This is a genomic window from Spirosoma harenae, from assembly GCF_054776975.1.
Window position 1 is genome coordinate 431,378 of sequence record NZ_BAAHBD010000010.1, and the last position, 19,642, is coordinate 451,019.

Sequence of the window (19,642 nt, forward strand, 5' to 3'; positions counted from 1 at the left end):
TCTGTCTCAGATTATAAGCCCTTTTCATCAACCGTAATCACTTCTATTCCAAACGCGGGTAACTGCTTTTTCATCGTTTTGCCGTTCTTCATCGTCACCGTAAAATCGCTTGTTTGGCCCCTGTTATTCAGCAAGACTACGAATAGCTTTCCGTCCTTCACAGACTTAGCCAACAGGTGATCGACGGATGGATTATCAAGTTGAACCAGCGTTTCATCGATGACCAGATTGGCTTTCTCGCCGTTCACCGTTCCCGGTGCAAAACCGTATGTTTGGTGCGGGCCAACTTTGGGCGTTACAAACCCACGAGGGAAAGTCACCTTTCCACCCGACCGTAATTCAGCTTCGGCCAGTAGGTAATCGGTTAGCCAGCCAATTTGCCACCAGGCATGGTGTGGGTATGGGCCAGCACCCCGGTTCATAGCCTGCCAGTAATACGAAGCAACACTCGTTTTAGGATCGACAAAAGCATCGCGACCGATTGCGCCAGCCCGTGCCATATCAGCGAAAATCGGCTCTTTGGTCAACCCGTACATTCGGATAAACATACCGGCATGGCTGCATAATTGAATAGGCCCGTGGCGAGTAGCCGATCCGAAAATACCGCCATGCTCGAAACTCAACCCCGTTTGGCTAATTTCCCAATCTTCGCGCTGGGTACCATTTACCGTCTTTATAGTATGGTTAGCAATTGGGTGCGTGTAAATCGACGTTGTATAGATTTTGGCCGCTGTAATGGCTCCAGCCTGATACCGAGCGTCTTTTGTCAGATCGTATAAATCCAGCAGGGCCTGTGCTGATTGGCCCGTTGCAAAATCAGGTGCATAGCGTGCATCCCCACAAACGCCCAGAAAACTTCCTGTTTCAATGGCATTCTTCAGAAACCAATCCGCTCCTTTGCGGGCTGCCGCGAGATATTTTGGATCTTTCAACAGCCGATAGGCCACAATCAGTCCGTAGAATGTTGGCCGAACATCCTGAATATCGTTGAATACCTCCTGATCTGTATGCTTGTCATACGCTACAGCCCATTGCCCATTGGGTTTCTGCCAAGTCAACAGTCGGTCGGCACCGAAACGGAGTCGTTCTTTGAGTTCAGCATTGGTTGGCTCGAATAGCAGCATATTTCCAATGTCGAGCATCGTATAATACGTCAGCGCGATCGGTTCAACTACTTCACCCCACTCTTCTACGAACTTTTTGGATTTGGCGAGATAATACTGTCCTTCTACCGCACCTTTGAAAAAATTGTCCTTTGTTTCCTGCTGAACCAGCTTGAAATTCAGTGCATACGGCAACACATTTTGCGTCAACAGCGGGTCTTTCGTTGCATTAGCCAACATCCACATAGCGCCGTAATCGGAGTTTTTCATAGCGTCTTTGTCGGAGCCAACTACGCCACCCAGATATGACTGCGCACCGATTTTTTTCCCGTCAAACTCTTCAATGTTCCACATCGATGTTTTTGGTTCGGTCAGGTAATGGTGCATTTTCTCGATCCGACTAGTCAGCGATTGTTTGCTTTGACGCAGTGCTAACGTCTCTTTAAATCGATACACATCATAAACCGCATGATTCAACGCCTTGAACCAATCACCATCGATCAGGCTATATCGGAATGTGTAGCTTATAGATTCACCCGTTTTCAGCGCAGATTTCGGCTCACCTAAAACCGGGTAATACAAGGTGGGTGATAACTGCACCTTGCGGTTCATGTGTGACAGACCAATATTCCAGTCAATCTGTGTGATTTTGTCCTTTGCCCAGGGATCGCGAGCGAGTCCGGGTTCGGGAATAACGGAGAGGGTAATGCCATTTTTGGCTGTCACCATCGGGCAGAGCGTACTGGCGCAACGTTCGCGGTAAATAGCGGGAATCGTCGGAATACCATGACCGTACGCATAAGCGAGCGCAAAATTTGGCTGCATACGATTTCCCTGAAAATAACCGGGTACAGTAGCCCAGGCCAGATTTTGCTCCGTTAAACTGGCAATTGTAGGCGTTGCGAGTGAGAAGAAACCGTCTTTCTTGGGTGTAATAGTTTGTTTTACCAGAATATCCGAAGCCGCTTTGGAATCGAATGTCCACTCCGTCTGGATGGTTGCCACATCGGTTTCCTGTTGAAATACCAGGCTATTTTTACCAACTTGTTTCCCCTCTTTCGGAAAAAAGAAGAACGCTTTTCCTGCCTTATTTAGCGAAACGGGATTGGTACTTTCGGCCCATTGCACCTGCTGGTAATGGTATTTTTCGCTGGGGAATTCGGCCCCAGTAATGTCTTTAAAGGTTGTATCTGGCTTATCAGAAGGCTTTTCGGCAGCATAGATCAGGGTATTTTCACCCGATGGCGCTGGCATCGTGACCCAGCTAGCCCCTTTCCGCACAGATACTTGCTTAATCGACCAGCCTTTTGCCGACGATTGCCAGTCGATTTTTACCCGATCATTAGCCAGCGACAGATTTTTGGGCGACTGTGCCTGTAAGGATAAAGTAGTTATTGACAGAAAAAATAAAAGACCTTGTAGGTACTTCATAGGATTCGATTTTTCACCAACACGCAATGCGGCATCCGGTGGTGTTAATTAATCAATAGTTTCGATAGACCATCGGTAATGAATGTCTTCATTTGACCCTGATTATCAGTATAAATGAGATAAGCATCCAGTTCTGTATGGTTTTCGAGAAAACGCTTCGTCGCTTCCAATCCCATCACCATAAATGCGGTGTCGTATCCATCGGCGGTTATGGCATCGTCAGCGAGCACTGTTACGCTGAGTAATTCGCTTTGCTCCATTAGCCCGGTTTTGGGATTAATGATATGGGTAAATAGCTGTCCATTCGATTCATACCGATTCCTGTAATTACCAGCCGTAGTCATGGCCCGATTCGTTAATGTCAGTTTGGCTTGTAGTCGATCAGGATGCAGCGGATTTGTGATTCCGACCGTCCAGGGTTGTCTATCTCCTTTCTGACCTTTCGTCCGAATCTCCCCGCCAATCTCTATCATATATTCTTTAATTCCTTTGCCTTCCAGAAACCCCGAAATCACATCAACAGAGTATCCCTGCGCAATTCCGTTGACATCCAGTCGTATTTTTTTCTTTCTTTTTTTCACTGAACCCGCGTCAAATTCAACATATTGAAAGCCAACCAGCTTCAAGAGAGAATCTACATTTACCACATCGGTTTGCGCTGGCTTTTTAGGTCCAAATCCATAAGCTTCCACCAGCGGTAACACAGTGGGGTCGAAAGCCCCTTTTGTCGCTTGAAATATCTCTGCCGATTTCTTCAGTACAGGATAAAAAAATGGCCGTACAAACTGATGGCTCATACCCCGATTGAACTGCGACAGTTCGGAATCTGGCTGGTAAATCGATAGGCATTTGTCGATCTCGCTCAATACCGAATCAACGCCTTTTTTAAGATTACGACGCTGAGCATCCTGGTATTTAATGTGATACGTTGTCCCCTGCGTTTCACCTTCCAGACTGACCATTGGCAACTGAGCAGTAGCACTAATGGTTGATACAACGAGAAACAGTAATAAGACCGCCACCGTTACCCCTAAATCCCCTAAAGGGGACTTTAAACGCTGTTGGGCAAAGTCCCCTTTAGGGGATTTAGGGGTCTTATAGCTACGGCTTACTCGCAGTTGCAGGCTCATCTTTAATGATTCCCATAAATTCCGGCAGGTGTTCCTGATAGACACCTCTTGGTGAAGTATTGTATTTCTTAGCCACATACGCAGCAAAGCCAACAACCTCGCCCATCATACCGCAAGTCCGCATGACGCGCGTACTTCCGAAAGCTACGTGCGTCGTGCTGATGTTACGGCCAGCCATAAACAGGTTAGAAATATTTTTTGAATACAAACAGCGATATGGAATGGTATAGGGAGCTACTTTGATATGCTTCGTTCCGGCAAAAAACTCCTGTCCTTCAAAGTATTTGCTGTTCTTTGGGTCCGGAAAATGGAGATCAATTGTCCAGGTGGCTGTAACGGTACCATCGGAATATTGTTTGCCTTCCTGAATATCCATCTGGTTCAGAATGTGATCGCCGATTAAGCGCCGGGATTCGCGTTTCCCACCGATGTAGGCGACCCAAGCTAGTTCACGTTTGCCGTACTTTTCCTTTTTGTTCGTCTTCAGATACGACCAGTTGCCGTAGATAGCCCGCAGGTTATGATCGCGGATTTTTTCGGCATCGGTGATGGTGTTGTAATTGCCAAAACCGGTTTCCCACTGCCAGTCAGAGCGGGCTTCGTCGATGTGGTATTCATCGGAGAAAGGCAAGGCCCAGGGAACTTCAGGGAACGACGAAACCGTATCACGCTCCAGCGATGCCCACAAATTTGACGTACCCAATGTAAAATTATCCGATTTTTCAGCCGCCAACGACTCACCTGTCTCGGCCTTACTTTCCCGGCCAAATCGGAGGTCAGCGCCAACCAGATAGCCTAGTGTTCCATCGCCCGTACAATCAGCGAAGTAGGTTCCTTCGAAGCGGGTTTCTTTGTTGGTGGCAATATCTCTACCCACTACAGCAACCACTTTTTCTTTGTCTTTTTCGGCCTTATAGACGTGGGTGTTCAAAAACATGGTGATATTGCGCTCGGCTTTTACGATGGCAATTTTCCGGGCATCGCCATATTCCTTTCCGTCTGGGTGACCATTGCCCGGATCGCCGTTATCCATTTCCCGAACGATGCGTCCGAGTTTTGGATAATGATTCTGATCGGTTTCGCCCCGAAGGTGTACACGAACTTCGGAACTATTATTACCCCCCAGCAGCGGACGATCCTGAATTAGAGCAACTTTCAATCCCATTCGAGCGGCAGAAAGCGCGGCACAAGTTCCGGCAATTCCACCACCCACAACGACCAGATCGAAATGACCCACGTTGGCCGTTGTCCCAGTCAGATTGAGTAGTTTATTACGAAACGCGTTCAGCTCTTCCAGTTTGTTAGGTGGCGTAAACTTAGGAGCGTTCGTAAACAGGATAGCGTCGCAACGGCCGTTGAAACCCGTCAGGTCATGCAGAGCCAGCGCAACTTGCTCGTTGGTTACGTAGATTTCGCCCCCGTTATACCATTTCCATTCATCGGAACCACTTTCACCAAAAACGGTCGCTAATGGCTGATTATCGAGCTTTATCTGAAACTTACCGGGGCCTTTTGGAAAAGGAGCCCAGTCTTTTGTCCGAACCCAAATCTGGTATTTGCCTTTTTTCGGAAAACGAACCGTCGTGGAAGCATCTTTCACAGGCCGACCCATGCCATGCGCCATGATATAGGAAGATCCCTGAACCACAAACGATTGCTGATCGATAACCCAGCCACCCTTGTTTTCGAACGATTCCGTTTCGACAAAAACGTGATCCTGTGCTACCGATACGATCGACAACAGCAGAAAAATCAGAACGTTTATACCTGTTTTCATATCATTTATTGGTTTTCGGGGAGGTTGTTTCAAAGGCATTCATGTACTTTTTAACTTCCTGATTTTTAGGCTGAGACTTTTTCAGCAGTTGGTATATATCAGAAGCTTGTTCCGACGTCGGGTCGGCTAACTGTTTAGCCAATTGTCTCTGCGACTTTTCGGTAATTTTAGGTTGCGCTGCCAGCAATTTTAGCATCATCGAGAACTGTTCCTGATTGGCTTTGGGCAACTCCTGAGCGATTGCTTCGCTTAATGAAGGTTGAAAAGGAATCGTTGCTAGTTTTTTCAGGATTGCGACCTGAACCACATAACCCGTATTTTTATAGGTTTCCCACAACCAGTTTTGCCGACTATCACTCAGAAAAAATTTATCCGAAATGTGTTGTAATGCATACCGGGCCGTGAACAGGTTTTTACCGCGCATGATTTGGAGTACATCGGAGGTGAATTCAGCAAAAACTCCACCCTCCGGTGCAATCACTTTTTCCATCGCCCAATACTGATAATGATGGTTGTTACTAGTCAGAAAATAGTGCAGTAATTGATCGTCCTGAAAGGTTTCCGTTATTCGGCGAATTTCCGCGACAACGTTTCCGTGCGCCAAGTGCCAGAGTGTATAGCAAGTATATACAGCTCCATCAATCACCTCATTCTTAATAGTTTTCAACGTAGCTCCGGCTTTGGCATCTACAGAATCGGCCAGATTTTCGGTGCCTTTTCCAATCAGATCATTCATCGCTACGTCCTTTAGCAAGGAGTTCGGATTATCGAGTATATCGCGCAATTTTTCGTAATCAGCTTGCTTGAATTCCTCGTGATCCATTTTGGTCAGTACCTCACGGGGAGGCAGATCATAGCGGACGTAGTTACCCAGTAAATCCCAGTAAAAATTGATGTATACTGGTTTGCACTCACCTGTCAGACAAACGGGCGTAAAGATGTTCCGAAAGAAATACAGCGGTCGTTCGGACTCATCTAATGCCAGTTTTAGCGTGTAAGAGGTGGTGTCGTTTTCGCGAATGGTAAACTCCCGAATTTTCTCCAACTTTCTGATAGGTCTATCTGGTCGTTGCGAAAAGCCGAAAAGAGATAGAAGAATCAGTAAAAAAGCCATTGAGCGCACCATTCCTATATGTAATCGTTTAAGCTTGGCCTTTATATAAATGAGCCTCTTTGAACTTTTGAAATAACCCCCTATAGGAGTGCTTTTGTCATTCTGACCGCAGGGAAGAATATTACATTATCCTTACTCAAGACTTAGGAAACAGTGAGATTCTTCCCTGCGGTCAGAATGACAAAAGTTATCTTCAAGTACACGTTTAACCAAACTCAGCGGTAAACCAGTTGACTTCTGTCGTCCCTTATTTCCAATCTGGATTCTGCGTCAGTTTTAGATTGGCATTCAGCTCATCCTGCGGAATCGGGAAATATTTGTTTTTCGCCGTAACCGGACGAGATGGATAGACAGCGTTGACTGCTTTTGGAATTACGGTCAGATATTTACCGGTACGGGTCAAGTCGTACCAGCGATCACCTTCAGCGAAGAATTCCCAGGCACGTTCCTGAATAACGGCATCAATGAACGCATCTTTGCTCAGACCAGTCTGCAAATTGGGTAGTCCAGCCCGTGTGCGTACCGTGTTGATGTATCCATAAGCCGTTGCCGTTGGTCCATTCAGTCGGGCTTCAGCTTCGGCAGCAATCAGGTACATATCGGGCAGACGCAGAATAGGGATATTTGAAATGTTACCCTGCGTTGAATTGGGGTCCTGGTATTTCTTGATCAACACACCATCCGTAGTGATTGGCGTAATGTTTCGTTGCGAGACAGTTTTGCCGCTTCGATCAACGTAGGTTGTATCGAGCAATTGACGCCGTTTATCAATTGGATTAAACGAATTAAAAAACGACTGATAGGCAAACATCGACCCAAAGCTCGTACGAGCATATTCAACACCTGCGCTACCCGCAGGACCACATAATCCGACCAGCTGATGCGAACGGCCTGGAGAAATCGGGTCTACTTCATAGGCCCACATATTCTCAATTCGGGCGGCATCTTCCTGATCATATTTATACACGTTACGCACATCCGGCATGAGCGAATACTTGCCTGATGTGATTACAGCCTGCGCTTTTTCCAGTGCTTTTGCCCAATCTTCGTTGTACAAAGCCGCTTTGGCATACAGTGCATTCACTACTTCTTTCGATGGACGCCCTTTATCAACAGCAGGATATGACGGCAACCCTGCGGCAAACGCCTGATCTAGATCGCTGTAAATCTGCTTATATACATCCGCTTTTGTGCTTTTCGCTACCACTGCGTCGGCTTCCGAATAGCTTGGCGTTGTTTTGACAACGACATCCCCAAAGTTTTTGGTCAATGCCCACATGTAGAAAGCACGCAGAAAATAAGCTTCGCCAATGATCTGCTTTTTGCGGGTTTCGTCCATGACGGCCGCTGGTACTTTCGCAATAATCCAGTTCGTTTTTTCAATACCATCATAACCCGATGCCCAGATTTGCTGGGGCGATTCGTTGGTCCGTGAATTACTTTTCTGGACGGTATAGTTCACGTCATACGAAAAGAGTGTCAGCGTGTTACGGCCAACTACACCACGCGGATAAGTCTGATCGTCGCTGAAATCAGGGACCAGCGTCATGGCCGGACCACTATACAAATCCGCGACGGGATCATACGCAGCAATCAGGCCTTTTTCAGCGTCGGAAGATGTTTTATAAAAGGCTTCGGTATAGATGGACGAGTAGATCGTTTCGTCCAGTTTGCAGCTTGCCAGGCAGAGTGCTGCGAGTATGGGGATGACTATCTTTTTCATTAGTTCAATGATTGAATTGATGAATTGTTGACTGATTGAATTAGAAATGTTCGTGTAGATTCATTCAGTCAACAATTCAATCATTATTAAAGAGTGATTTGCAAACCACCTAAGAATGACTTGGCTTGTGGGTAAACAAGGTTATCAATACCGATGGCCGTGTTTGAACCAGCGTAGGTATTTACTTCCGGATCGTAACCACTGTATTTAGTGATCGTGAACAGGTTGTTGGCACTCACATACACCCGAATGTTCTGAATACCTTTGATGCGTGGAAGCGTGTAGCCCAACGTTATGTTCTTACAACGGAGATACGACCCGTCTTCCACAACATAATTGCTGATAGGCATACGTCCGCCCTGTGCCGGAGCGGGGAATTCATTGTTTGGATTGGTTGGCGTCCAGCGGTTTACAACTCCTTTCAGCATATTACGTTGACCAAGCGGCATCGTAAACGAAAGGCGGCTGGCATTATAGATATCGTTACCCTGCGATCCTGACAGGAACGCGTTGAAATCGAATTTCTTAAACGACAGGTTGGTCGAGAAACCGTAGATAAAATTAGGATTTGGATTACCAGTAATGATCTGATCGGCGGCTGAAATAGTACCATCGCCGTTAAGATCTTTTACTTTTTGGCTGCCTACTGTACCGCCATAACCTGGCAAAACGGTTTCGCCGGTTTGGTTAACACCATCAAACACGTAGGTTTTAAACAAACCGAGAGGACTACCTACCTGCAAAATCGAATAGGTTGTCACAAACCGCTCCTGCGTGGTTCCTCCGTCGAGGTCCAGCAATTTGTTGCGGTTGAACGTCGTATTGGCCGACACATTCCATTTCAACGGACCATCCAGAATTCGTGCATTGACAGCCAGTTCAAGTCCTTTGTTTTCGAGCGAAGCAAAGTTACCTGTGATAGTACTGTAGCCAGAACTTAGCGGTAACGTTTTCACGTAAAGCAAGTCTTTGGTGGTTTTTTGATATACATCCACAATCAGACTAATTCGGTTGTTCAAGAGACCAATATCAAGACCAATGTCGGTCTGAGCCGAACGTTCCCAGCGCAAATCAGGGTTAGCAATGCCCGAGGGATTAATACCTGTTGCGTACGCGTGGTTGATGTTGTAATCGCTACCAGATGCCGAAACCGTTGCCAGCGATTGGTATGGATCAATACCGGCGGCATTCCCCGTAATCCCATAACTAGCCCGTAATTTCAAATCGGAAAGCCAGGTAATCGATTTAACAAATGGCTCCTCGATAATCCGCCAACCTGCCGAAACAGCCGGAAATACACCATATTTATGATTGGCTCCGAAACGGCTTGACCCATCGACACGAGCCGTTAAGTCCAGGAAATATTTGTCCTTGAAACCGTAGTTGATCCGTCCGAGATAGGAATCCAATCGTTGCGTAGAGCGAAAGCTGTTAACGGTCCGGTTAAGCGCTAGTTGCAGGGCTTCATTCTGCGTAGCATCGTTTGGAAAACCGTTGGCGTTAATTATATTCTGATTGTAATTCTCTGATTGAGAAGCAAATACGCCCGTCACTTTCAACGAATGATCTTTTGCAAACGTCGTGCTATACGTCAGGATACTTTCGTGTAGAAGCGCCAGGTTGTTAGTATTCGTTTTCGACGCAGAACCTGAATTATCGTTCAAATCCGTTTTGTTGACAATCGAACGGGGTGAATATGTGTCGCGAAGTGTCCCCTGCATATCCACATTGAACGAAGCGCGATAGGTCAGCCCTTTGAACAGATTCACCTCGCCGTAGACATTAGCTAACGTACGCCGGATAGCAGTTTGGTTCAGAATCGCGGTGTAGTTCAGCGGATTGATAACTTCCCGATACTGGCCGTTTGCCTGCTCGCCAAATGGGAAAATACTGCCGTCAGTCCGGTAAGGTTGCAACGTAGGTGGAGCACCAACAGCGGCTCCCAGAACACTGCCAGTCACTACACCCGCATCACCAATGGATTGGTTACCCGTTGTAACGCCAGAGTTAACCACATAGCTACCTAGAATACTGGTTCCTACTTTAACCCGGTCGCTGATGCGGTGATCGACGTTCAGACGGAACGAATAACGTTTGAAGTTCGAGTTAATGATAATCCCGTCCTGATTGAAGTAGTTACCCGAAATCGACAACTGCGTTTTTTCAGAACCGCCGTTAATCGACAATTGATGGCTTTGGATAGGCGCTTGTCGGAAAATGATATTCTGCCAATCCGTCCCTTCGCCCAACGATGCGGGATTTGGGTAGTAGTTATTTTTAAACGTTTCGTTTTCCACCTGAGCAAATTCGGCGGCATTTAGCAGCGATAACGTTTTGTTTACGTTCTGCACGCCATAGTAGCTGTCGATGGTCACACGGGTTGCTCCCGTTTTACCACGTTTGGTGGTAATCAGCACAACGCCATTGGCCGCTCGAGAGCCATAAATCGCTGAAGCTGAAGCATCTTTCAGGATTTCAACTGATTCAATATCATTTGGGTTGATCGTCGAAAGTGGGCTAACGTTGTTGATTTCGCTACTGTTGTTCGAGCCATTCGAGATCTGAATCCCATCGACAACATACAATGGCTCAGAGTTACCGTTAATCGAGTTTGTACCCCGAATCCGAACGCTGATGTTACCACCTGGCGCACCCGTATTCTGGCTCACCTGTACGCCCGATACCCGTGCCTGTAACCCCTGCGCTACGTTGGCAACGGGTGTCTGCACGAGTTCAGCCGATTTAACCGAGGCAATCGCGCCGGTCGTTTCCACTTTGCGTTGCGAACCGTACCCGACAACGACCACTTCATTCAGCGAACGATCGTCAGATTGTAAGGTAATATCGACCGTTGATCGATTGTTAACCGCAACTTCCTGCGAGACAAACCCGATGTACGAAAAGGTCAACGTAGCAGTTCCAGAGGGTACAGATAATGTATACTGCCCATCAGCATTCGTGGTGGTTCCCTGCTGGGTTCCTTTTACCAGGACATTAACGCCTGGCAAACCCCCATTGGTGACGGCGTCAATAACTCGCCCGGTAACAGTCAGGGCGCGGGTCGATTGTGCGTGACCAGTCAGCGTGATCAGTACCAGACAAATGAGTCCGATCACGGTTCGTAGTGGTAGATTATAGTTCATTGGAAAAGCAGCATAGTGTCTGCTCAATTAGGATTTAAGATAAAAAAAGTACAAAAAACAGAGGTATTGCAATTTGAGCTTTAATGGCTTCACAAACTCGTTAGCCTCGTCCAGTTTTACACTCATTTAGGACTAAAAAGCTCATTTTTTGATCTTGTTAGTGATATTACGGCCAAACGGTGACTATACAAAGAATTTATTGACTTTTTCTATTGGGAACATTCCCAGAAAATTGGGAATGTTCCCAATAATAGCAGTAAAATCCACGCTCTATTGCCTTATAGCTTATAGACAAAAAAGCGAATAGCTTAGATAAGTTATATTTTTCCACCATGCATCAAACAACGATCATCGATATTGCCAAAACGTTAGGAATCTCCAAATCAACGGTTTCACGGGCCTTAACAGGCCACCCTAACGTTAACGCGAAAACGCGCCAACGTGTGTTGGACATGGCAGCTCAGGTTGATTACCAGCGGAATCAGTTAGCCATTTCGCTGCTGACGAATCGCACCAGTACTGTTGGCATTGTCGTGCCGGAGTTTATTAGTTATTTTTTCCCGAGGGTGATTATTGGTGCGCAGGAAGAATTGGCTCGATCGGGTTATAACGTGGTTATTTGCCATTCCAACGAATCGTATGAAACGGAAGTAACCAATGCCAGAGCACTGTTAGCCAGTCGCGTAGATGGTCTACTTGTATCGCACACGAAAGAAACCCGCAACTTTGATCACTTCCGAATTTTCCAGCGCAAAGGCATTCCGGTCGTATTTTTCAATCGGGCCTGCGAGGATATGGACGTATCGAAAGTAACGGTCGATGATTATAACGGTGCTTTTCAGGCCGTTGAACACCTGATTCAAACAGGCCGTCGGCGAATTGCCCACCTGGCGGGACCCGATACCCTGACAAATAGCCGCAACCGACTCAACGGATACCGGGACGCTTTGCAGAAGAACGGCTTATCCATTGATCCAGAACTGATTATCTCGTATGACCTAAATCTGGATAAAGCGAATATCTACGTCAATCACCTGTTGAATTTGCCCAATCCGCCGGATGCTTTATTTACGATTAATGATCCAACCGCTCTTGAAGCGCTCAATGTAGCCAGACGCCGTGGCCTTCGCGTTCCCGAAGATCTGGCGATTGTTGGGTTCAGCGACGACCCAATTTCTGCCTTTATCGAGCCGGGTTTAACGACAATTGCGCAACCCGTTGATGAATTAGGGAAACAGGCCGCTCAACTGCTTATCAACCAATTATCAGCCGACAACGAACGCCCTCCTTCCGAATCCGTTGTACTCCCTACCCGATTGATTATTCGGGGTTCAACTGTGTTGCCTTCGAACCTGAACGACGTATCAGCTACTTCACCGATTTAAAGTAGGTATCCAGAAACTGACTGATAACCTCAACATGCTTTTGTGACTCAGTATGGCCTCCTTCAATCGCCAGGTGCTTATAATGCCAGGGAAACGATTTGGCTTTCAAACGTTGCATTATTTTATCACACATAGGCGTAGTGGGTACAATTTCATCCTGCGTTGCCGACAAGAGTAGAATTGGTCCGTTGATACGCTCGACTTGTATCATCGCCTTTTTTTCGGCAAGGGTATCTTTCAGCATAGCCTCAAACGTGCCGCGCAGATTCCGTTTTAGTAAAAAGGGAATAGCCTCTTCATTTACAGGAACAAAGGGTAGCTGCTTGCCCTGGTAGCTCCAGGCAGCAGTCGAGAAATGGGCCGTATGCCCCGGAAAGACAACATGGCTAGGAACCATAGCCACAATACAGCGTATGCCTGGATAATAACTTCCCAGCAACAAGGCTAAATCTCCTCCTCTTGATCCACCAATAATCGCTATCTTCTTTTTATCAATGAGGCTATTTTTGGCGGCTTCAGCAATAGCTCCGTATACCTTATCAATGGCAATTTGATTCAGCGTATCCGGCGTTCCGGGTGAACCAAAATAGCCAATAGCCAGGAACGCATATCCGTTACGAATAAAGTGCTCCCGCGTTTTGCGCCAATGCTCGCTGGCCCAGGCATTTCCCCCTTCGGACCCGCCTAATCCAACCAGCAGCGGTTGGTTTGGGCCAGTACCCAAATATAGTTTAGCCTCCACACCGGGAGTCGATACCGTTTGTTGAGCCCGCAGGCTAACCGAAATAAAACAGACTAGCAAAGCCAAGGCAACTGGCCGGAAAAGAATGATGTTCATCGTTCGATTTGTTTCCGGCAAAGCTCCCGAATTGGTAACCCAATTAATTTGACCTAGATCAAAAAATCAGCGTTCAGCCCTGATTCGGCTTAAAGTCTCCTGGGTAATCCCCAGATAAGAAGCAATCATTCCCAAGGGAATACGGGGATATACTCCGTGGTAAACCTCACAAAAATGATCGTATTTCTCTCTGGCCGTAGAGAAACGCATGGATGTGATACGCTCCATAAAATGCCCAAATAGACTACCCATCGATAACCGGGCGTAGCGTTCCATTTCGGGGAAATTATCAAACAGGTAGCCTAAATCATTGATGTGTAAGCAAAATGTATCCGTTGATTCAATAGCATCGATAAAGTAATTATCCGGTTTTCGTTGCATCAGGCTGCGGGGCGAATTCACCCACTCACCTTCCGCACTAAAATATTCGCTGATTTCCCGACCATCTTTAACAAAAAAGGTTCTGACAAGCCCTTTCTGAATAAAATAACTACGTGTACAAATTGCATCGGCATGATGAATCAGCTCGCCTTTCCTGAAACGTACTGGCTTAAGTCGTGAATAAAGCTCCTGTTTCAGTGAGTCACTGAGCTTAATAAACGTCTCGAAATGGGCGTATAGGGCTGATTCGTTTTCGATAGTAGTACTGACTGATTTCTTCCATAAAGATGCAAAAAGTAGCTCATTGTCGCCCAATACGCACTGGTCGTTTTGTCTGATGAATGACAAATGGTACGCAGTTATTTTCCGGGCATACACAGCCAGTTGGCGTTAACGCTACCGATACATCTGTATAACATCCACTACTATTATAAACCCGTATTGTATAAGACTGACGTACAGCGGGGTTCGTTAGATTAGACACCAGAATACCATTTACCGGGATTTTCTGCTGAGAACCTGATAACGAATGAGCTACATCAAAGCTATTGCCCGCACTATATTGATACGTATAGTCTGATTTAAAGCCGCTTAGTTTAATCATTCCATTCTGCTGAACAACATTACCCAAACAGGTCGCAGCTATAGCAACAGCCTGAAATTCAGGTAAAGAATCCTCTTCAACAATGATTGGGCAACAACTAAAAGCAGGGCACATACCGGGTATGTTATCCGTCGCCAAACTATACGCACCAATGGCTGATACTTCTAATGTATTCGTCGTTTGCCCAACAATCTCTTCCCCGTCTTTAAACCAGGTGTAAAAACTTCTTCCGGGCGGTGCAGTCAGCATGAACGCAAATGTTTCCCCGGCACAAACCTTAACCGGTATAGATGTACAAATCGTTACCGTATCGCCGGGGATGGCGGCCTTGGTGAATAGAACTCCCAAGCTATCCGCAGTGGCTCGATAAGTCATAGACAATTGTTCGCCAACGGCAAGTGAATCGACAACCCATGTGCTAATTGGCATTCCCTGCGTAAATGTAGTTGCTACTGGAATAGTAGCTGAATTAGCCACGTATGCCAGGCCATTTGACGTAGAATCCCAGACTATAGTATTCCTAGCGGGGGCCGTCCCTATATTTCTGAGAACGAGTGTGTAGGTTATCGTATCTCCGAAATAAGCGCGTGATTTATCGACTAATTTTTGCAGGACAACGACTGGTCGTAAACAGGAATCGGGAGCGGTATAGGTTACGCTGGCCATACCGCAGCTGCTTAATGAAGCCATCACCATACGCTGCCCAAAACCGGAAGGCAAGCCCGATAACGTATAGTTGACAGTCGTTGTACTGTTGACGATGGTTACCGTAGTACTTACCAATCCATCCGAAATAGTCAGCTTACCCGGCTGTGCATTGGTGAGCAATACTGTTCCGGTAATCGAATATTGATTAGTCGCTGACTGGCATTGACCGGGTGTAACGGTTACGTGAATCGGCTCTGTTCGAACAATCTGGACGGTATCCGAGCAACTCGTTGTGTTGGAGAGAATAAATCGATACGTCCCATTTGCTGTCATCCCTGTTATATGACCTTCCTGCGTAATCGTAACGCTCGATGGATTAGCTGCCTGGGCCGACCAACTCTCTCCCCCGCCAGCTGGTAACACATTCCCCATAGATCGAGGAGAGCAGATAGCCTGATCGATACCCGCGCTGGGTTTGATGCAACAACCCGACCGATCAACGGTTACGTGTTTTTCGGTATAATCATTAGGATTGGCGGGGTTAAAAACCCGAATTGTGTAGGTTCTGGGTAGTTCACTATCGTCCAGATTAGTAACAGCGATCTGCGACGAACCCGTTAACGATACAGGTGTAGCCGGAAGTTTTGTACCCGTAGCAAAGTCCGCACCATCTACGTATTGGTAGACGCTTCCTGCGGTATAATTCGACACGGTAATGTAGCCCTTTGTCGCCGTTCCGTTGGCGCTGCAAACTGGCGATGTGGGAGTCGCCGTGAAGTCGGCATAAGAAATCGGCTTGCTCGGTTTAGTTAATGGTATGGGGTTCTCTGGAAGGGAATGAGCCTGACAAAAAGAAGACAAAAGCAGAAAGGCCCAGATCAGTTTATTACGGGCGCACCACTCTTGTAAGGAGGCAACTATCCTTTGTTTTAGGGTAATCGTTAGACCTCGGTTTTTCAGAGCATAGCTGCCCCTTCGACCGAGATCTAACGGAGTACAAGTTGACATACGGCGGAATAAGTAAAGTTACGGCGGTACAGGTAGGCATAGCCTTTGCACTCCTGTTTAGGGTACAAAGGCTATGCCATGTGCTGAGCCAATCCGTTGGCTAACTCAACTATTTGCCTACTATTTTTTCTACGTACTCGTCCGTTACTAATCCATATACTTAGGCAATTACCTACCGCCTAGTAAGTTATCCGCGCCTTTTCAAGCGCAAATAATATGCCAATGACTGTTTTGAAAGCAGGTGATTTTAATGAAATTAAATCAAGACGATTTCCCTAATGGAATCACCATTCTTACGCGAGTACCGGCGGGTTTCTGATCGGCGTCGAATAGATCGATGAGTTCGATTTTAGCCGAGCTATCTCTCCGGCGTAACGACTCAAAAATACCTTTCGTCATTTCCTGACCACGCGAGATGTGGCCTTCCGTACGGGGCGCAAAGGATCGTCCGACGCCATTATCTTCGATCAAACAAACGATATGATCGTCTTCCACATAGGCAGAAATCGTCAGTTTTTTATCGCCTTCTTTCGGCATCAATCCATGCCAGATCGCATTCTCGACGTAAGGTTGCAGCAACATTGGCGGCAGCATCGAATCCAATAGTTTCTCGTTATCCTCAATGTCGAACGAATAGCTGAATTCCTGGTTAAATCGGAACGATTCGATTTCGACGTACATCCGCAAGGTGTCGATGATTTGCTCGAACGACAGGTATTGGTGGTTGGAGTTTTCCATGATCCGCCGAACCAGCTTGGAAAACTTCGACAAATATTTGGCTCCTTCAATACTGCGATTCGTCAGCAGGTAATTTTGAACCGAATTAAGCGAGTTAAACAGAAAGTGTGGATTCATCTGCGATTGCAGAGCTTTAAGCCGCCATTCTGTTACTTCCACATCCAGTCGATTGCGTTCGGCTAGTGTGCTCATCCGCCAGCGCATAATGCCCACAACCAGACCGCCCACCGCCAGCCCGATCAGGAGTTTGAAAAACCAGGTATCGGTGAAATACGGTTTTATCGTCAAATGCACGACCAATGGCTTATTACTTTTTGAGCCAAACGTATTGCTGCCTCTCACCCGTAGCGTGTATGAGCCTGGCGGCAGATTCGTAAACGAAACCGTATGTTGATTGCCCAAATCGACCCAGTTAGCATCAAATCCGTCCAACTGATAGCTATACATATTCTGTGACGCTGGTTCAAAATTCAAAGCCGAAAAACTGAGGGTCAACAGGTTTTCATCGGGTTGGAGAATGATTTCTTTACTCAAATCCTGGTGCAGCGTTTTCCCCTTCACATCAATAGTACTGATAGCAATTGGCAGTTGCGTTTTGGCTTTACTCAAACTGCTGACATCCACAATGTTGATGGCGTTGACGTAGCCTAAAATCAGCTCATCAGAGCCATTTTTCAGAAAGCCGACCGGGTAGTTGCTGTGCAATCCTTCGATGGTGGAGAGATATTGTATTTTCCGGGTTTGCGGATTGGCGATATGAAGCCCTTCGTTCGTACTGAACCAGATATTACCGGCCTTGTCTTCGCAGATATTCGAGCAATAGGTATCGGCCAGTTTGTCGCGCTGGTAATCGAAAGAGGTTAAAATCTCACCAGAGGACGAAACTTTATTGACACCACCCCAGCTGGCTACCAAAATAGATCCATTGGCACTCCGGCATAAATCATTGACACATAGACCGCTCAGCGTTTTCCCTCTATTGATCGGCAATGTCAATACATTGACAAAGTTGGCGTTGCGCTCGTCAAAATAATACAGTCCATTGGGGCAGGTAGCGATCCAGATTTTACCGTCATCGCCTTCTTCAATGGTTTTGATGTAATTATTATGCGTAAGTTGACGACCTACTGTTTCGGTCCATAATTGATGCTCACGGCTAGTGGCAAGGTCAATTACTTTCAGTCCTTCGGTTAAATTGACGAGCCAGAATCGCCCTTTCCGATCCAGTAAGCCATCTTTAAATTCAGTACTGGTAAATAGCCGGGAAGCCACCGGGAAAGCAGAAAAGTTACCCGCAGCCGAGCTACCAACAAACACACCTTTATCCGTAAACGCAAATGGTCGATTCTGAATCCATCGGAGCTGATTGGTATATGCATTAACCGGATAGGGTTGCAGTCGAAACTGGTTAGTGGATGGCTGCCAGGCCAACGCTCCGGAATGCGACAAGCCTAATAGATAATTGCCGTCGGGCGTTTGTAGTGGACTCGTGACACTAGCCGATACCTTAACGAGACTGACCGGAATATCGACTGTGTTGATGCCGGGGTTTCGATACCGGTATTTATAAAGCCCCTCGCGGGTACCGATCCAGAGAATGCCGTTCGCTTTATCGTCAAACATCACTTTGACGTGAATGCCTTTAGAATAAAATTCAGGCAGTTGATATAATTCGGCTCGATCTGGATAATAAAGACTTAAGCCCTTTTCAGTGCCGATAAACAGTAGTTTTTTGTCGTTTTCATCGACTGACGCTTGCCCACCAATAACATTCTGATTTTCAAAGCCTTTCTGAATAAATTGGACCGACGAATCACTAGGTGAAAAGCGGAGTAATCCCTGATCGTAGGCACCAATCCAGATCGTTCCGGCTTTATCTTCAAACGCCATCTCTAGCCGAACGGGCTTTCTGTTTTTGGCCTGTTGCGCTTCCTGCCCCAGTAAACAAATCACCCGATCCGTCGAACGATCGTAACGATACAGGCCCAACTCTGAAATGATCCAGAGACGATGTTGGCGGTCTTCAAAAAAAGTGGCATCCTGGTGAGTATTCTCGGATTTGGAGAGTGCGTATAAGTGCAGCTTTTTCCGAGCCAGATCGTACCGTTTTACCGATGTGTAATCGCAGACCCAGGCCTGGTTTTCAGAGTCAACAAATACGCGGTCGTGGGTATCGTTGCTCCGGTCGTTATCCCCGTATTTATTGGCCAGAAGTACACTAACAAGTAGGGTTTTAGGATCAATCGAACAAAGTCCTTTGGTGGCCAGCGACGCATAAATAGTTCCTTTGGAATCGGTCGCAAGGCCCGAGCAATAGCCTATTTTTTCATCAGATAATGTCTGAAATGTATACCCATCGTATCGGCAGAAACTTCGACCCGTTCCTACCCATAGAAACCCCTGTTTATCTTTCGTTATCGACCAGATATCGTTCGACGGCAGCCCGTCTTTGGTGGTCAGGTGTTCGAGGGTGAGCGTAGGCATTTGGGCGTAAGTTCCCCAGCAGGTTAGTAACACCAGAAAGGAAATTACAGCATAACGCATACGTCGATGGGTAAAGGCTCAACCGGCTTAGGTTAGACGTCGGCAAGAGTAATCAGTTCATACCGGGCAATTTAC

Annotated in this window: 11 protein-coding genes; 1 reads left to right on the top strand and 10 read right to left on the bottom strand. The window is 46.7% G+C overall.

The genetic code is table 11. The annotated features are described in order from the left end of the window. Positions 1–11: 11 nt before the first annotated feature. The 6 genes from ACYVE4_RS15760 to ACYVE4_RS15785 form a co-directional block, all read right to left on the bottom strand. The gene (locus tag ACYVE4_RS15760) at positions 12–2,534 is read right to left on the bottom strand and encodes a glycerophosphoryl diester phosphodiesterase (protein WP_461041119.1); all 2,523 of its coding nucleotides are present in this window, start codon (positions 2,532–2,534) and stop codon (positions 12–14) included. A 44-nt stretch (positions 2,535–2,578) separates the two neighbouring features. Continuing rightward, positions 2,579–3,664 (bottom strand): FAD:protein FMN transferase, encoded by a 1,086-nt coding sequence (locus ACYVE4_RS15765; protein WP_461041120.1) that lies wholly within the window; start codon positions 3,662–3,664, stop codon positions 2,579–2,581. After that, positions 3,636–5,441 (bottom strand): FAD-dependent oxidoreductase, encoded by a 1,806-nt coding sequence (locus tag ACYVE4_RS15770; RefSeq protein WP_461041121.1) that lies wholly within the window; start codon positions 5,439–5,441, stop codon positions 3,636–3,638. Before ACYVE4_RS15770 ends, ACYVE4_RS15765 begins: the two co-directional genes overlap by 29 nt. A gap of 1 nt (position 5,442) precedes the next feature. Then, positions 5,443–6,567, bottom strand: a complete 1,125-nt coding sequence (locus ACYVE4_RS15775; protein WP_461041122.1) for a hypothetical protein — start codon at positions 6,565–6,567, stop codon at positions 5,443–5,445. Between the two features lie 235 nt (positions 6,568–6,802). Next, the gene (locus tag ACYVE4_RS15780; protein WP_461041123.1) at positions 6,803–8,278 is read right to left on the bottom strand and encodes a RagB/SusD family nutrient uptake outer membrane protein; all 1,476 of its coding nucleotides are present in this window, start codon (positions 8,276–8,278) and stop codon (positions 6,803–6,805) included. A gap of 86 nt (positions 8,279–8,364) precedes the next feature. Next, a complete protein-coding gene (locus ACYVE4_RS15785; RefSeq protein WP_461041124.1) occupies positions 8,365–11,421 on the bottom strand; it encodes a SusC/RagA family TonB-linked outer membrane protein in 3,057 nt (1,018 codons plus the stop codon). A gap of 332 nt (positions 11,422–11,753) precedes the next feature. Between ACYVE4_RS15785 and ACYVE4_RS15790 the strand changes: the two genes are divergently transcribed. Next, positions 11,754–12,806, top strand: a complete 1,053-nt coding sequence (locus tag ACYVE4_RS15790; protein WP_461041125.1) for a LacI family DNA-binding transcriptional regulator — start codon at positions 11,754–11,756, stop codon at positions 12,804–12,806. Here ACYVE4_RS15790 and ACYVE4_RS15795 read toward each other — a convergent pair. The 4 genes from ACYVE4_RS15795 to ACYVE4_RS15810 form a co-directional block, all read right to left on the bottom strand. Next, on the bottom strand, positions 12,790–13,644 hold the full coding sequence (locus ACYVE4_RS15795; protein WP_461041126.1) for an acyl-CoA thioester hydrolase/BAAT C-terminal domain-containing protein: 855 nt from the start codon (positions 13,642–13,644) through the stop codon (positions 12,790–12,792). The two genes, ACYVE4_RS15790 and ACYVE4_RS15795, sit on opposite strands and share 17 nt — an antisense overlap. 66 nt (positions 13,645–13,710) lie before the next feature. After that, complete coding sequence (locus ACYVE4_RS15800; RefSeq protein ID WP_461041127.1) at positions 13,711–14,373, bottom strand: Crp/Fnr family transcriptional regulator; 663 nt, start codon at positions 14,371–14,373, stop codon at positions 13,711–13,713. Continuing rightward, positions 14,327–16,285, bottom strand: a complete 1,959-nt coding sequence (locus ACYVE4_RS15805; RefSeq protein WP_461041128.1) for a hypothetical protein — start codon at positions 16,283–16,285, stop codon at positions 14,327–14,329. Before ACYVE4_RS15805 ends, ACYVE4_RS15800 begins: the two co-directional genes overlap by 47 nt. A 261-nt stretch (positions 16,286–16,546) precedes the next feature. After that, complete coding sequence (locus ACYVE4_RS15810) at positions 16,547–19,567, bottom strand: two-component regulator propeller domain-containing protein (protein WP_461041129.1); 3,021 nt, start codon at positions 19,565–19,567, stop codon at positions 16,547–16,549. Between the last annotated feature and the right edge of the window lie 75 nt (positions 19,568–19,642).

Excerpts from the sequence above, each read along its gene's own strand:
- ACYVE4_RS15775 (WP_461041122.1), bottom strand. The coding sequence starts at position 6,567 with ATGGTGCGCTCAATGGCTTTTTTACTGATTCTTCTATCTCTTTTCGGC.
- ACYVE4_RS15780 (WP_461041123.1), bottom strand. The coding sequence starts at position 8,278 with ATGAAAAAGATAGTCATCCCCATACTCGCAGCACTCTGCCTGGCAAGC.
- ACYVE4_RS15810 (WP_461041129.1), bottom strand. The coding sequence starts at position 19,567 with ATGCGTTATGCTGTAATTTCCTTTCTGGTGTTACTAACCTGCTGGGGA.
- ACYVE4_RS15790 (WP_461041125.1), top strand. The coding sequence starts at position 11,754 with ATGCATCAAACAACGATCATCGATATTGCCAAAACGTTAGGAATCTCC.
- ACYVE4_RS15785 (WP_461041124.1), bottom strand. The coding sequence starts at position 11,421 with ATGAACTATAATCTACCACTACGAACCGTGATCGGACTCATTTGTCTG.
- ACYVE4_RS15805 (WP_461041128.1), bottom strand. The coding sequence starts at position 16,285 with ATGTCAACTTGTACTCCGTTAGATCTCGGTCGAAGGGGCAGCTATGCT.
- ACYVE4_RS15770 (WP_461041121.1), bottom strand. The coding sequence starts at position 5,441 with ATGAAAACAGGTATAAACGTTCTGATTTTTCTGCTGTTGTCGATCGTA.
- ACYVE4_RS15795 (WP_461041126.1), bottom strand. The coding sequence starts at position 13,644 with ATGAACATCATTCTTTTCCGGCCAGTTGCCTTGGCTTTGCTAGTCTGT.
- ACYVE4_RS15765 (WP_461041120.1), bottom strand. The coding sequence starts at position 3,664 with ATGAGCCTGCAACTGCGAGTAAGCCGTAGCTATAAGACCCCTAAATCC.
- ACYVE4_RS15760 (WP_461041119.1), bottom strand. The coding sequence starts at position 2,534 with ATGAAGTACCTACAAGGTCTTTTATTTTTTCTGTCAATAACTACTTTA.